Source organism: Lebetimonas sp. JS138, from assembly GCF_000523335.1.
Taxonomy (GTDB): Bacteria; Campylobacterota; Campylobacteria; order Campylobacterales; family Nautiliaceae; genus Lebetimonas.
The window spans coordinates 1,422,750-1,438,107 of sequence record NZ_ATHT01000001.1; the positions used below are offsets into that span (position 1 = coordinate 1,422,750).

The 15,358-nt window shown below is 29.5% G+C and carries 16 protein-coding genes; 12 read left to right on the plus strand and 4 right to left on the minus strand.

The features are described from left to right. Positions 1-5 precede the first annotated feature (5 nt). From efp to DZ67_RS0108085, 11 genes are all read left to right on the plus strand, one after another. Entirely contained in the window at positions 6-569 is a 564-nt protein-coding gene (efp, locus tag DZ67_RS0108035; RefSeq protein ID WP_024790226.1) for an elongation factor P, read from the plus strand. A gap of 9 nt (positions 570-578) precedes the next feature. After that, positions 579-1,121 carry an adenine phosphoribosyltransferase gene (locus tag DZ67_RS0108040; RefSeq protein WP_024788125.1) on the plus strand — a complete coding sequence of 181 codons (543 nt, stop codon included), beginning with the start codon at positions 579-581 and terminating at the stop codon, positions 1,119-1,121. 12 nt (positions 1,122-1,133) lie between these two features. Next, positions 1,134-2,333 carry a tryptophan synthase subunit beta gene (trpB, locus tag DZ67_RS0108045; RefSeq protein WP_024788126.1) on the plus strand — a complete coding sequence of 400 codons (1,200 nt, stop codon included), beginning with the start codon at positions 1,134-1,136 and terminating at the stop codon, positions 2,331-2,333. Beyond that, the gene (locus tag DZ67_RS0108050) at positions 2,333-2,968 is read left to right on the plus strand and encodes a DedA family protein (RefSeq protein WP_024788127.1); all 636 of its coding nucleotides are present in this window, start codon (positions 2,333-2,335) and stop codon (positions 2,966-2,968) included. Before trpB ends, DZ67_RS0108050 begins: the two co-directional genes overlap by 1 nt. Continuing rightward, positions 2,969-4,333, plus strand: coding sequence for a leucyl aminopeptidase (locus DZ67_RS0108055; RefSeq protein ID WP_024791984.1), 1,365 nt, complete (start codon positions 2,969-2,971; stop codon positions 4,331-4,333). Positions 4,334-4,404: 71 nt separating this feature from the next. Continuing rightward, positions 4,405-5,505, plus strand: coding sequence for a redox-regulated ATPase YchF (gene ychF / locus DZ67_RS0108060; protein WP_024788129.1), 1,101 nt, complete (start codon positions 4,405-4,407; stop codon positions 5,503-5,505). Beyond that, entirely contained in the window at positions 5,502-6,674 is a 1,173-nt protein-coding gene (locus DZ67_RS0108065) for a class I SAM-dependent rRNA methyltransferase (protein WP_024788130.1), read from the plus strand. Before ychF ends, DZ67_RS0108065 begins: the two co-directional genes overlap by 4 nt. Beyond that, entirely contained in the window at positions 6,674-6,922 is a 249-nt protein-coding gene (locus tag DZ67_RS0108070) for a histidine phosphatase family protein (RefSeq protein ID WP_024788131.1), read from the plus strand. The genes DZ67_RS0108065 and DZ67_RS0108070 overlap by 1 nt, the downstream gene beginning before the upstream one ends. Beyond that, entirely contained in the window at positions 6,891-8,324 is a 1,434-nt protein-coding gene (locus DZ67_RS0108075; RefSeq protein ID WP_236617796.1) for a menaquinone biosynthesis decarboxylase, read from the plus strand. Before DZ67_RS0108070 ends, DZ67_RS0108075 begins: the two co-directional genes overlap by 32 nt. A 9-nt stretch (positions 8,325-8,333) precedes the next feature. Beyond that, the gene (locus DZ67_RS0108080) at positions 8,334-8,690 is read left to right on the plus strand and encodes a Crp/Fnr family transcriptional regulator (protein WP_024791985.1); all 357 of its coding nucleotides are present in this window, start codon (positions 8,334-8,336) and stop codon (positions 8,688-8,690) included. A gap of 62 nt (positions 8,691-8,752) precedes the next feature. Beyond that, positions 8,753-9,961 (plus strand): IS256 family transposase, encoded by a 1,209-nt coding sequence (locus tag DZ67_RS0108085; RefSeq protein WP_024791986.1) that lies wholly within the window; start codon positions 8,753-8,755, stop codon positions 9,959-9,961. Positions 9,962-10,146: 185 nt separating this feature from the next. Here DZ67_RS0108085 and DZ67_RS0108090 read toward each other — a convergent pair whose 3' ends face one another. Genes DZ67_RS0108090 through dndC form a run of 3 tightly spaced genes read right to left on the minus strand, consistent with a single transcriptional unit; the run spans position 10,147 to position 13,551 of the window. After that, entirely contained in the window at positions 10,147-10,530 is a 384-nt protein-coding gene (locus DZ67_RS0108090) for a DndE family protein (RefSeq protein WP_024788134.1), read from the minus strand. Continuing rightward, entirely contained in the window at positions 10,509-12,314 is a 1,806-nt protein-coding gene (locus DZ67_RS0108095; protein ID WP_024791987.1) for an AAA family ATPase, read from the minus strand. The genes DZ67_RS0108090 and DZ67_RS0108095 overlap by 22 nt, the downstream gene beginning before the upstream one ends. After that, on the minus strand, positions 12,304-13,551 hold the full coding sequence (gene dndC, locus DZ67_RS0108100; protein ID WP_236620015.1) for a DNA phosphorothioation system sulfurtransferase DndC: 1,248 nt from the start codon (positions 13,549-13,551) through the stop codon (positions 12,304-12,306). The genes DZ67_RS0108095 and dndC overlap by 11 nt, the downstream gene beginning before the upstream one ends. A 128-nt stretch (positions 13,552-13,679) precedes the next feature. Here dndC and DZ67_RS0108105 point away from each other — a divergent pair, with 128 nt between their 5' ends. Then, positions 13,680-13,901, plus strand: a complete 222-nt coding sequence (locus tag DZ67_RS0108105) for a helix-turn-helix domain-containing protein (RefSeq protein ID WP_024788138.1) — start codon at positions 13,680-13,682, stop codon at positions 13,899-13,901. 98 nt (positions 13,902-13,999) lie between these two features. Here the strand turns inward: DZ67_RS0108105 and DZ67_RS0108110 are convergent, their stop codons facing one another. Then, entirely contained in the window at positions 14,000-15,358 is a 1,359-nt protein-coding gene (locus DZ67_RS0108110) for a DUF3987 domain-containing protein (protein WP_024791014.1), read from the minus strand.

Here is a 15,358-nt window from a genome sequence, read left to right on the forward strand (position 1 = left end):
GAAATATGGCATACAGTATGAATGATTTAAAAAAATATTTAAATATAGAACTAGACGGTATACCTTATAAAATAGTTGAATATCATCATGTAAAACCCGGAAAAGGTGCGGCGTTTGTAAGAACAAAACTCAAAAATTTAATTGACGGCAGGGTGATAGAAAAAACATTTCATGCAGGGGATAAAGCGGATGAACCCCATCTTGAAAGAAAAAAATATCAATATTCTTATAATGAAGGGGATATTTATTATTTTATGGATACAAATACTTATGAAATGATTCCGGTGGATGTAAGTGTTTTTGAAGAAAGTAAACAGTTTCTTTTAGACGGAATGGAAGTGGACATTTTATTTCATAACGGGAAAGTTATAGGTGTTGAGCTTCCAGGAAGTGTTGAACTTAGTGTAATTGAAACACAGCCTGTAAGCAACAAAGACAGAAGCGGGGCATGCAGAAAACCCGCAACACTCGAAACAGGAGCTGTTGTGACAGTTCCTTGTCATATTCTCGAGGGTGATAAAATAAGAGTTGATACACGTACAGGTGATTATCTGGAAAAAGTAAAATAGGCAAAAAAAATGAAAAACAAACTGGCTAAAAAAGTAGAAAAATCTGTAAGAAATATTCCTGATTATCCCAAAAAAGGAATAATTTTTAAAGATATCACAACATTGCTTAATAACGGGGAACTTTTTGCCGAGGTTATCGATTACTTTGCAGATAAATATAAAGATGTCGATTTTGTATGCGGGATTGAGAGCAGAGGTTTTATTTTCGGTTCGGCAATAGCTTATGCTATTAAAAAAGGTTTTGTCCCTCTTAGAAAAAAAGGAAAACTTCCTTTTACCACTGTCAGTGAAAAATATGCATTGGAATACGGATTTGATGAAATAGAAATTCATATTGACGCTTTTAGAGAATGCCAAAATCCGAAAATTTTACTTGTTGATGATTTAATCGCAACAGGCGGAACCGCTGAAGCGGCTGTAAAACTTATTCAAAAAATAGGGGGAAAAATAGAAGCTTGTGCATTTTTAATAGAACTTGAATTCTTAGATGGGGAAAAAAGATTAAGAGAGCTTGGAGTTGAAATGGATTCACTTTTAAAAGTTAAAAATTAAAAAAGGAAATTAATGTATATTCCAAAACCTATATATGATCCTGATAAAGAAGGGCATTTTGACAAATTCGGAGGAAAATTTGTACCTGAGACATTAATGCCTGTTCTTGAAGAATTGGAAAATTTTTATAAGAGTGTGAGATTTGATAGAAATTTTTGGAAAGAAATGGATTATTATTACAAAGAATATATCGGGCGTCCCACAAATTTATATTATGCTGGGAATTTAAGTAAAGAGCTTAATGCAAAAATATATTTAAAAAGAGAAGATTTAAACCATACAGGTGCGCATAAAATAAACAATACCATAGGTCAGGTGTTACTTGCAAAAAAAATGGGTAAAAAGAAAGTAATTGCAGAAACGGGTGCCGGTCAGCACGGTGTTGCAACAGCAACTGCTGCGGCACTTTTCGGACTTGAATGTGATGTTTTTATGGGTGAAAAAGATGTAAAAAGACAGGAACTCAATGTTTTTAGAATGGAGCTTTTGGGTGCAAAAGTGCATCCTGTAAAAAGCGGCAGCAGAACATTAAAAGATGCTATGAATGAAGCAATCAGATATTGGGTAAGTAATGCAAGGGATACCTTTTATGTGATAGGAACTGTTGCGGGTCCCCATCCTTATCCTATGCTTGTTAGGGATTTTCAGGCTATAATAGGATATGAGGCAAAAGCCCAGATTTTGGCAAAGGAAAATTCCCTTCCCGATTATATAATAGCATGTATTGGGGGAGGAAGCAATGCCATGGGTGTATTTTCGCATTTTTTGGAAGAAAAAAATGCCCAGTGTATCGGAGTTGAAGCAGGGGGGCTTGGAATTGAAAGCGGAAAACACGGGGCTAGTTTAAACGCCGGAAGACCCGGAGTTTTACATGGCCAGATGAGTTATCTCCTTCAGGATGAGGAAGGACAGATTAAAGAAGCTTATTCCGTTTCAGCCGGCCTTGATTACCCGGGAATCGGGCCGGAGCATGCATTTCATTATGAAGCCGGAAGAATTAAATATGATTATATAACTGATAAAGAGGCTTTGGATGCTTTTGTATGGTTAAGTCAAAAAGAGGGAATTATTCCGGCGTTTGAAAGTTCGCATGCTATAGCTTATTTAAAAAAATTAGAGAATATAAAAGATAAAATAGTCATTGTCAATCTTTCCGGCAGGGGAGATAAAGATATGATGAGTGCAAAAAAAATTTTGAAATTTGAAATTTAATGAAAAAATTTTTAATCTTAACACTGTTTATAAGCTTTATTTGGGCTTTTGATTTACATTCCATAAAAGAATTTTTCAGTGAAGAGAATTTAATTTATCTTCTTAAACAATACGGATATATAATTTTATTTATATGGTGTATATTTGAAGGTGAAACCGGACTTGTTATGGCAGGAGTTTTATCACATACAGGTGATATGAATCTGGAGCTTGCCATTATTGTCGCTACATTTGGGGGATTCAGCGGAGACCAGATATATTTTTATCTTGGGAGATTTAACAGAAAATGGATTTTAAAAGAGTTAACACAGCACAGAAAAAAATTTGCAAAAGCAAAACTGCTTCTTAAGAAATATGGCATCTGGGTTGTTTTTATACAAAGATTCATTTACGGGATGAGAACGATTATTCCAATGACAATAGGTATTTTGAATTATGATGCAAAGAAATTTGCTTTGGTTAATTTATTTAGTGCATTTGTCTGGGCAAGTGTTACAATAATACCAAGTTATATATTCGGCGAGGAGATTTTGGCAATTTTAAAATTCTTGAAACATCATTGGTATTTAGGTGTAGCTTTTGTAATAATATTGTTTTCATTTCTTTGGTATTTAAATAAAAAAGAGGAGGATTAAATGGAATTTATTAAAGGAAAAGGTCAAGTTAAAGCAGAAATTATTATAAACGGAACAAAAAAATTTGAAGAATATGGCTTTAATGGTAAAGACGGCGAAGTTTTGGTTTTGGCTGAAAAAAAAAGAATTTATGTCGGAATTGAAAAAATCAATGCCGAAAATATAAAAACTGCAACGGCAAGTATTATTAAATCTCTTAAAAAATATAAATTTGAAAGTGTGGAAATTACGCCTCCAAATACCAAAAAAGAAGAAATTTTAATTTCCTTTTTTGAAGGATTTATGTTAGGAGATTATGAATTTGACAAATATAAAAATGAAAAAGCAAAGCATCCGGTTAAAAAAATAGCGATTAATTCGAAAAGAGATTTTGATGAGTTAATTAAAGAAGCAAAAATAAGAGCAAATACAATAAATTTTGTAAGAGATGTCATTAATTCTGTTCCGGATGAAATAACTCCGCCTAAACTTGCAGCAATTGCCGAAGATGTTGCAAAAGAAAACAGACTTGAATGTAAAATTTATGATGAAAATTATTTATATGAAAACGGATATCATGCTTTTTATGCCGTAGGAAAAGCCAGCTCCAACCCTCCAAGGCTTATTCATTTAACATATAAACCGAAAAATCCTAAAAGAAAAATTGTATTAATCGGTAAGGGGTTATGTTATGACAGCGGGGGGTTAAGTTTAAAACCAGCCGATTATATGGTAACTATGAAAAGTGATAAATCAGGTGCAGTTACAGTTCTTGGAATTATAAAAGCTGTAAGTGAGCTTAAACTCGATATAGAAGTGCATGCCATCTTGGGTGCGGCTGAAAATATGATAGGAGGAAATGCTTATAAACCAGATGATGTATTAAAGGCAAAAAACTCAAAAACTATTGAAGTCAGAAATACGGATGCCGAGGGAAGACTTGTTTTGGCTGACTGTCTGTGTTACGCCGATGAGGAAATTAAAGAATATGATGAAATTTATGATTTTGCAACTCTTACAGGAGCTTGTGTTGTAGGCCTTGGAGATTATACAGCCGGTGCAATGGGCTTTAATAAAGAAAAAATAGAAAATATTATTAAAAATGCACAATTGGCCGGTGAACATTTTGCATATCTTCCGTTTAATAAATATTTGCCAAAACTGTTAAAGAGCAATATTGCCGATATTTGTAATATAGCTTCAAGCAGATACGGCGGTGCGCTTACTGCTGGAGTGTTTTTGAGTGAGTTTGTAAAAAATAAAGACAAATGGACTCATTTGGATATTGCCGGACCGGCATTTGTAGAAAAAGAGTGGGGATTTAATCCTTACGGTGCAAGCGGATTCGGGGTTGATACGTTTATAAACTACTTAAAATCTCTTTGATTCTCCTTCTTATTTTCCCAAAATAAAAAATAATTAAAATAAGATATAATTTCATAAAAACTAAGGAGAAAATATATATGAAAGTTGGAATTGTCGGACTGCCTAATGTTGGAAAATCCACCACGTTTAATGCACTTACCAAAACACAAAATGCAGAAGCTCAAAATTATCCGTTTTGTACAATAGAACCTAATAAAGCTATAGTTCCTGTACCGGATGAAAGAATTGACGAGCTTGCCAAAATAGTAAATCCAAATAGAATTCAATATTCAACCATAGAATTTGTAGATATTGCGGGACTTGTCAAAGGTGCAAGTAAAGGTGAGGGTCTTGGAAACCAGTTTCTGGCAAACATTCGTGAGACAGATATAATTTTGCATATGGTCAGATGTTTTGAAAATCCTAATGTTATTCATGTGGAAAACAGCGTAGATCCCATAAGGGATGTGGAAATAATAGAACAGGAACTTTTATATGCCGATATTCAGACTCTTGAAAGAAGGATAGAAAGACTACAAAAACAGGCAAAAGGTTCTAAAGAAGCTAAAGCCCAGCTTGAGTTAGCCGAGGAGCTTATGGAATGGCTGGCTGAGGGAAATCCGGTCAGTACTTTTCCAAAAAAAGATGAAGACGCTTTTAAAATACTTGAAAGAGAGCTCAGTTTTTTAACAAATAAAGAAATATTTTACGGGGCAAATGTTGATGAAGAAGGTTTGGCTGAGGATAATGAATATGTAAAATCCCTAAAAGAATATGCAAATAAAAACAACAGGGAAGTAATAAAACTATGTGCTAAAATAGAAGAAGAAATGGTCGGAATGAGTGATGAAGAAAGAAAAGAGTTTTTAGAGAGTATGGGGGCAAGTGAAAGCGGACTTGATCAGATTATCAAAAAAGCGTATGAAAAACTAAATTTGATAAGTTATTTTACGGCAGGAAAAATTGAAGTCAGAAGCTGGACGATTAAAAAAGGCACAAAAGCCCCTCAGGCGGCCGGAGTAATACACACAGATTTTGAAAAAGGATTTATCAGGGCCGAAGTTATAAGTTATGAGGATTTTATAAAATATAATGGCGAACAGGGTGCAAAAGAAGCCGGAGTTATGAGGCTGGAAGGAAAAGAATATATTGTAAAAGACGGTGATGTAATGCATTTTAGGTTTAATGTATGAAAGTAGAAATAACTAAAGATGCTTTTCAAAAATTAAAAAAAAGATTTCCATGGGTTTATAAAAACGAACTGATAAATATTCCCGATTGCGACAAAGGAAGTGTTACCGATTTGATTTATAACGGAGAATATGTGGCAACTGCCTTTATAAACCCTTTAAGTAAGATCAGTGCAAGGGTAATAAGCTTTGAAAAAATACAAATTGAGAGGGAATTTTTTTATGAAAGAATTAAAAAAGCTTTAAAAAACAGGGGTGCAGATTTTAATAGTAAAAATATTATGTTAAGTTTGGAGAAAAAATTTCATTCTAATTCTCTTAGACTTATACACTCAGAAGCGGATTTTCTGCCGGGACTTATCGTAGACAAATACGGAGATAATCTTGTTGTTTCTTTTACAACTGCCGGAATGGATAATTTTAAGGGCGTTATTATTGAAATTTTAATAGATTTGTTAAATCCAAAAGGCTTATATGAAAAAGGTGATAAAATAAGGCAAAAAGAGGGATTAGAAATTATAAATGAAACTCTTTTTGGAAATGTGGATGATGAATTTTTGATAATTGAAAATGATAAAAAATTTTTAACCAATTTAAAAGAAGGTCAAAAAACAGGGTTTTTTCTTGATCAGAGAAAAAATAGAAAAGTAGTAGGTAAATATGGTAATAAAAAGACATTAGATTTGTTTGCAAACGCAGGAGGATTTGGAATATATGCAAATGCCCATTTTACTAAATTTGTAGAAATTTCTGCTTTAGCCTGTTCTCAGATAGAAAAAAACTGCGAATTAAATAATATTAACAATTATGAAATAATAAAAGCCGATGTATTTAAATTTTTGGAAAATGAAAAAGAGAAATATGATTTAATAATAATTGATCCTCCGGCATTTGCAAAAAATAAAAAAGCTAAAAGAGGTGCGCTTAAAGGATGGAAATATTTAATTGTAAATTCGCTTAATATTCTTGAAAATAATGGATATTTGACACTTTTTAGCTGTTCTAATGCCATTAATTCAAAAGATTTGTTGGATTTGGCGTTAAGTAGTAGTATAATAAACAAATGCAATTTGGAAGTTGTCGAATTTCTTAAACAGGATGTTGACCATCCGTATATTTTGAATATCCCAAATTCGCTTTATTTAACGGGAGTACTCTTAAGGAGGGTATAATGAAAAAATTTTTATTTATCAGACATTCTTTGGCGATGGAAAAGTATGAGTTTAGAGGACATGACTTTGACAGGCCGCTGATAGAAAAAGGAAAAATCAGGGCAAAAGAATTTTTTAAGGCCGTTAAAAACATATATCCTGTAATAAATTATATAATTACTTCAAAAGCAGCCCGTGCAAAAGAAACTGCCGAAATTTTAAAAGAATTTTATCCTAATGCCGAATTTAGAAGCGGTAAACTTGAATGATTTGCCGATTTTAAAAACCTGGCCTCTTGACGGCGGTAAATTTATAACAATGGGGCAGGTTTATACAAAAAGTATTGACGGAGAGAGCAGAAATGTCGGAATGTACAGACTTCAGATATATGACAATAAAAGGCTCGGGCTTCACTGGCAGATTCATAAAGACAGCGCACATCTGTTTTGGGAATATAAAAAAGCGGGGCTTAAAATGCCTGTAAGTATTGCAATAGGGGGAGACCCTCTTTATACATGGTGCGCAACGGCCCCAATGCCGCCCGGGATATTTGAACTTATGCTTTACGGATTTATAAGAAGAGAAAATCCAAAACTTGTAAAATGCATAAGCAATGATTTGGAAGTGCCCTCAGATGCGGATATAGTAATTGAAGGGTGGTGTAATCCCCAAGAAGTGGAAATTGAAGGTATGTTTGGAGACCATACCGGGTATTATACGCTTAAAAAGCCTTTTCCTGTAATGCACGTTGAAACTATAACCACAAAAAAAGAACCTGTATATTATGCAACGGTTGTGGGCAAACCCCCTTTGGAAGACAAATATATGGGGTATGCAACCGAGAGGATTTTTCTGCCTCTTATAAAAACTACGGCTCCGGATTTAATTGATTATGCAATGCCTGAAAACGGAGTTTTTCATAATCTGATTTTGGCAAAAATTGCTCCAAGATACCCGGGACATTCTCTTCAAATAATGCACTCTTTATGGGGAACGGGACAGATGAGCTTTGTAAAACATGCTGTTTTTGTTGGGGATGATGCACCGGCCCTTAGGGATTATAAAAATTTAACAAGATATATTTTAAATAATTTTGATAAAGAAAAAATTTTAATTTCAAAAGGAATAGTTGATGAGCTTGATCATTCAAGCATTGAAGAACTGGTCGGCGGAAAACTTGGAATAGACGCAACTAAAAGTGAAAAATTAAAAGTGAAAAATGAAAAATTGAATATTTTAAGCGATGAAGAATTGTTAAAAAAATTAAAAGAAATTGAACCATTAATTGAAGGAGTAAAGCAGTATTTTACCGATACGAAAAATCCAATATGCGTAATTAAATATAAAAAAGAAAAAAAAGCCCGTGATATTTTTGAGAATATTAAAGCTTTAAAAAATAATATAAGAATAGTTGTTTTTATAAATACTAATGAGACAAATAACCCTTATATGCTTGTGTGGAGAGTAACAAACAATATTGACGCTTTGCGTGATGTCTGGATAGATGAAATAATAGGAATTGACGGGACAAATAAAAATAAGCTTGACGGATTTAAGCGTGAATGGCCGCCAGATGTTGATGTGGAACAAAAAGTTATAGAAAAGTTACAAAAATTAGGATTGATTGAGGGAATTAGTGAAGAAGAACTCAGAAAATACCAGATAATATAAAGGCAGAAGATGAATTTCAAAGAGATTTTTTTATTTAAAAATTTAGATGATAAAGATATTAATGAAATTAAGAATTTTATTATTGTAAAAAACCTTAAAAAAGAAGATATAGTTTTTTATGAAAAAGAAGAACCTCATTATTTACATCTTTTAATAGAAGGAATTGCAAGAGTATATAAGGTTGACAATAAAGGAAACGAACTTATTATTCATAAGTTTTTTGCACCTTCACTTATAGCGGAACTTGCAAATTTTGAAAAAATGCCTTATCCGGCAAACTGTGCAATGGAAAGTGACGGAATTATATTAAAAATAGAATTTGAAAAATTTAAAAAATTTTTAAAAAAAGAATATTTTAATTGGTAAAAAAGGGACTGTTATAAATTCCGTGTCAGTCAAGGTAAAATACTAAAAATGAAAGGACTGACATGGAGAAATTTAATTTTGACAAAGCAGTAAAAGATTTATTAGCAGGTAAGAAGATAGGTGGAAAAGATGGAGTATTAGCTCCATTAATTAAAGAATTAGTAGAAGCTGCACTTGAAGCAGAGATTGAATCTCATATTGCAGATGAAGTTTTACAAGGTAAAAGAAATAGAAGAAACGGTTACAACAGGAAAACAGTTAAATCAACATCAGGAGAATTTGAACTTGCTACCCCAAGAGATAGAGAAGGTAGATTTGAGCCTCAAATAGTAAAAAAACATCAAACAACAATAAGTGATGAAATAGAAGAGAAGATATTATCATTATATGCACTTGGAATGAGCTATAAAGATATAAAATCACATATTGAAGAGCTTTATCAAATTTCTATTTCATCTTCTACAATCAATACAATAACGGATAAAATCATACCAAAAATCAAAGAGTGGCAATCAAGACCTTTAGAGAGTATATATCCATTTGTATTTATGGATGCAATTCATTATAAAATTAAAGAAGATGGGAAATATGTAAATAAAGCGGTTTATACAATTTTAGGTATCAATATTCAAGGTAAAAAAGAAGTTTTAGGGCTTTATTTAAGCGAAAGTGAAGGAGCAAATTTTTGGCTTCAAGTTTTAACCGATTTAAACAACAGAGGAGTAAAAGATATACTTATTGCAAGTGTAGATGGACTTAAAGGATTTCCAGAAGCCATTAACGCTATATATCCAAATACAGAGGTTCAGTTATGTATAATTCATCAGATTAGAAATTCTTTAAAATATGTAGCTTCTAAAGATAAAAAAGAGTTTATGAAAGATTTAAAAAAGGTATATCAGGCTGTAAATAAAGAACAAGCCGAAAGTGAACTTGATAGACTTGAAGAAAAATGGGGGAATAAGTATCCTATAGTCATTAAATCCTGGAGAAACAAGTGGAATAATTTATCTAATTATTTTAAATATCCTCAAGATATAAAAAAAGTTATATACACAACTAATATTATTGAATCAGTTCATAGACAATTTAGAAAACTTACTAAAACCAAAGGTGCTTTTCCTAATGAAAATAGCTTACTCAAACTCTTATATATGGGTATTCAGAATACAGAAAAAAAATGGACTATGCCTATTAAAAACTGGAATCTTACACTCTCTCAGCTGGCAATTTTCTTTGAAGGTAGATTAGATGATGCTTTAAACTTATGATATAATCTCCTCAGTTGACACGGAATTTTGAACGGTCTCTTAAAAATTGGACTTTAACTTTATCTCAACTTGCTATTTTCTTTGAAGGTAGATTAGATGATGCTTTAAACTTATGATATAATCTCCTCAGTTGACACGGAATTTTGAACGGTCTCGAAATAAAAGATTTATGGCCTAAAAACTGCTTATAAAAACTCTTCTTTAAGCCATTCAAAAATATTACTATTTTGGTTTAAAGAAGAAGTTAAAATTTCAAAGCCTCTTTGGGCATGAAGTTCAAGATATTTTTCTAATTCTTTTTCATTTTTAAATTCAATATTATCATTATTAGCTACCATTAAAGCAATAATATCTGTATAATCTCCTTCGCTTTTTCCTTTCCCAGTTATAACTTCAAGAGAATAAGTTTTTCCATCTTTGAAGTTTAATTTTTTCTTTTCAATTGGTTTGTTAATTGATAAAGAAATAAATATTGCAAATCTAATTGTAAGCCATTTTGGATCGTTTGTAGCATGAATTAGTTTTGCAATTTTTGGGATACTTTCTTCTATGAATTTTGTTGTTCGCATTTTTTAACCTTTGGTAATGTAGGAGTTAAGCAATATCTATCTGAAATATGCTTATTTAAAAGTTCAAATTCTTCAGCCCTAAGTTCACTAGGAGTAGGAAGCATTATTACCTGTTTTGAAGCATTAGGATAAAATTCTTTTAGAATTAATATTTGGTTTTCAATATCAAGTCTTCCAAGCGGTGTGTCAATTACCATTGGAATATGTTTTCCTAAATATTCACTTACTCCCCAAATTAAAGAAGTGGCAATAATTTGTTTTTGCCCAGAAGATGCTGAGAGGACTGATAGTTTTTCATTGTTTTCATTTATTAAATAAATATCAAATTCATCGATTAATGCAATTTCTTTAATTTTAAAGTTATCTTTTTTAAGCTTTTGAAATTTCTCATTTATTAATTTTTGAAGTCTTGGTCTTTTTTTTGATTTAAGAGATAATTTTATTTCTTTTAATACATTTATACTGTCATTTACGGTATTTATTTTTTCTTGGATTAATCTATTTTTGAACTCTATTTTAGAGATTTGTTTTATCTCTTTTTCTATTTTTATCAATTTTTCTTTGCTGTTAAAAAGGTCATTTTCTAAGTTTTTTATATCATTTTCTAATTGGAATATCTCTTTTTGAATATTATAAATTTCTTCAAATAGGTCAGTATTTGATGCTTTTGATTTTTCCATCTCTTCAATTTCAAATTTTAAATTGCTAAGTTTACTCAGTAATTCATTTAAATCTATTTTTTCAAAATCTAATAAAGGCAAAATATTGCTACTACTAATAAAACCCTTTTTCTCTTTTAAAAACACTTCATCAAAAATCTTTTCAATTTCTTTGTGGTTTTCTTTGATTCTTTTTAGAAATTCTTCTTTTTTTCGGATTATAATATCTTTATTAATTCCTAAATCATCATAATTTTTAATATCTACTTTTATTTTTTCTAAAAGAGTAGGATTTAAAAGGAAAGGTAATTTATAAAGAATAATTTGTTTAAATTCATTTATTAATTTTTCAAATTCTTCTTTCTTTTTTGAAAGTTCTTTTTCTAACTTGTTTATTTTAGAAGATTTGTTTAAAAAGAATTTTTCTTCTTTTTGCTTTTCTTTTAATGTTTCTTTTAACAATTTATATCTCTTTTCGAGACTTTCTATTATTTGTTTTAAGTTTTCTTTTTCGTTTTCTAATTCGTTAAGTTTTTGTAGAGTGTTTTCATCTAAAGATTTTTTAATATATTTTTTTAATAAATTTTTTAAATCTTGAATTGTTTGGTCATATATATCAAGTTTTAATACCGATTCAAGCATTTTTTTAAATTCTTCATTTTCAAAATTTGAGAGTTCTTGAATTTTTTCTCCATCAAAGAAAAAGAACTTATTCAAACTTTTAGGAAAATAACTTTCAATAATTTCCTCTGCTTCTAAATCAAAAAATTGTTCATTTTCTATTATAAGAGTTAATTTTTCGTCATTATTAAATTCTCTAATTATTTTAAATTCATCTGTTTCAATTTCAATTTTAGCATGGTGTTTATTTTTAGTAATTAATCCTTCAAAATTTTCATTTCCTTTTATAAACTCATGCTTTGATATATATTTGTTACCAATTTTAAGTATATCTTTTGTAATTCCGTGAAACCCGATTTTTAAAGCATTAATAAAAGAAGTTTTACCAAAACCATTCTCACCAATGATTAAGATTATATTTTTATTTTCTTCAGTTGAAAAAGAGAATTTATTTACATTTTCATAAAGAAAGATATTTTCTAATGTAATATTCTTAATTAACATCTATTTTACCTTTAGCAAAGCTTGTTATTAATTCATCTAAATCTTTATATATATTTTTTCTAATTAATCCTTTTGCGTTATATTCAATTTCAAGAAGCTTATTTATAAAGCTTGGAGTTAAATTATGTTTAAATGCCAACTCTTTTTCATCATCTTCTAATGCGTTAAAGGAGTAATAATTAATATCTCTTCCAAAATTTTTAGCTATTTCAATAGCACTATTTAAAAAGTCTCCATCGTTTTCCCATTCATGCTGTATTTGAATTATTTCTTCATCCAAAATTAGTTTTTTCCCTTTTAATTTATTTTTTAATTGATTTTCTATTTCAAGTAAATTTTGCAGCAATTCTCTTCTAACTTCCATAGTATAAGGGCCTAAACCTTTTTCACCAGTACGCCTTCTTTTGTTTCTTTTTGTTGGGTCATTTCTATAATCTAATAACTTATTCCTAAAATTATTTAAAGGCTTCATCCATTCTTCTGTATCAAGCATATTTTCCATTGATTTGTCTTTATTTACTACTGTACATACCCAACATCCAAATCTTGTTTTGCCACAGCTTGGGTCTTGTGGATTTAAAGCAATATTACAATCTGCTTCACCACTGCCTTTATCATATAGTTTCATCATGTCCTCGTGTGTCCCCCAAGGAGCTTTATTAGAAGATAAAAAAGTCCAAACTTCCTCATTTTTCCATTCTTTTATAGGAGAAAAAGTAAAAGCATTTGGAACACTATTGTGTTTAGTAAAACCTATGAAATTTAATTCTCTTTTTTCTATTGATGTTTTCCTTGTATTTGATTCAGCCTTCCTAACTCCAAGAAGCATTACAATAGATTTATATTTATGTGCTAAAGAAGTTAAATATTTTGTTGCTGGTTTTATTTTTAGTCTTTCTGTACACCATCTAAATGAGGTATTTGGTGCTGGATATCCTTTTCCAAGTAAAAGACTCCAAAAACTTTCTTTAATTTCAGGTTTTAATATTTTTATTTCTATGTCTAATTTTGATTTTTCAATAAATTTTTGGATTTGATTAATTTTATTATAAAAATAATCTGTAATAATTGGCATTTCCACTAAAGTATCACTAGCAACTATAAATACTTTTTTTCTTTTTTCAGAAGGTAACTCAAGAAGCATTTCTATTGTAAGATGCAATACTGTAGTAGAATCTTTTCCACCAGAAAACGTAACAACCCATGGACGTGAATCTTTTAAGAATTCTTCTTTCATTATTTTTTTTGTTTTTTTTATTAAATTATCTAAAAAAAGCATAAAAACCTTTCCTTTAAATTCCTATGGGAATTTGAATATAAGTATAACATAATTTAAACTTTTAAAAAAGATTAAAAAGGTAATATTTGAAAGAAGTATATAAAAAAATTGGTGAAAATGTAAAAAAAATTAGAGAAAGTAAAAACATTACTCAGCTACAATTAGCTGAAATGATAGGACATAAATCTACGACTATTATAGCTCAAGGTGAGTTAGGTGGTAAAAAGCATTTTAATATAGAACATCTCTATAAAATCTCAAAAGCTTTAAATGTTTCTTTATGTGATTTTTTTCAAGGAATTGAATAATTATTTTGAATTGAGAAAAAAGAATGCAAATACATAATTTAACTACTCAAAAAATTTAAAATGAACACCTATTTAAATAAAACGGTTAAAAAACCATTTTAAGTTTTTAAAAAAATTTGATTTTTTTCGTAATATATTGGATATTTGTGTTTCAATTTATTTAAAATATTTATGAGTTCCTCATTATTGTGAAGATGATAAATATTTTGTATCACATTCCTAAAAGAAATATTTGATTTGTTATTCAAAAGTTCAAATATTTTTAATGCTACTTTTTTTTCAAGAGTATCATTATTTTTTGATAAATTATTTTCTATTGTTAGAAAATTATGTAATAAATACTTAGTAACAATTAAAGATTTTTCTAAATCATCAGGTAATATCATTTGTGATTTATTGTTTTTATAAAAAAATCTTAATAAAAAGAAAACAAGTGATATTGATAATATCAATTTATCTATTTTTGCCCAATATGCTCGAAAAGAAGAAGAAAAACTATTTATAAATTTTTCCTGAAAAAAATGCTTAAAATAAATATATCTTGCAAGAGCTGCTGGTGAAAATTTTATAATATTCGTTGAAAAATACTGAGACAAATTTGGATTAGTTAATCTAAAAAATAACTCTTGCATATTTTGTAGTATAGTATCATTTATAGATTTATTAAAAACACTTGGAGGAGTATTTGATAAAGGAATTAATATTTGAAATCTTTCTCTAAATCCATCTTCCAAATTATAAAAATGTTTTTTAAATAAAGAAGGTTGAATATTTGCAATTATTCCGATTCCAAAGTTTTTTATATGTAATGTCGAATCTTTTAAAGTAGTATATTTATAAGTTCCAGTGCCATTCCACCCTTCGAGTAATAAAGACCGATATTCTGGATCTTTTTTAAATTTAGCAAATAAACTGCCTAATTCATCAAAATAGAGTAAAATTCCTTGTTCATTAAATGAAAGATATTTTAATAAAGCTTCCTTTGTGATATTATTTACATATAAATAGTTTAATTTAGGAGGATTATTTAAAATTTCTTTTAACTTTTCTATGTTTTTTTGCGTAGGACGTTTTTGAATAGACTTTTTTACTTGCTCATATATAATTAGATTTTCTTCTCTATTTTGATTATATTTATTCTCTGCTTCTATTAAAAATTTTGTATAATATCGTATTAAAGGACTTTTCCCCGAACCAGGCTCAGCTATTAATAATCCCCATAAATTACTTGATATCAAATATTCTTTATTTTCAGTATGCTGGACTAATAACTTATTATTAATAGCATTTGCTAAAAATAATATTGAAACCGCTGCAACTTCTTCTTTAGTTTTATTGAGGATGTAAGACACATTGGATATGTAACTTTTAAGAAATCCAATTTCTATCACTTCTGAAAGATCGAAAGAAGGGAAAAAATAATCGCTTTTAGTTGTTTCAAATTTAATTTTATTCAT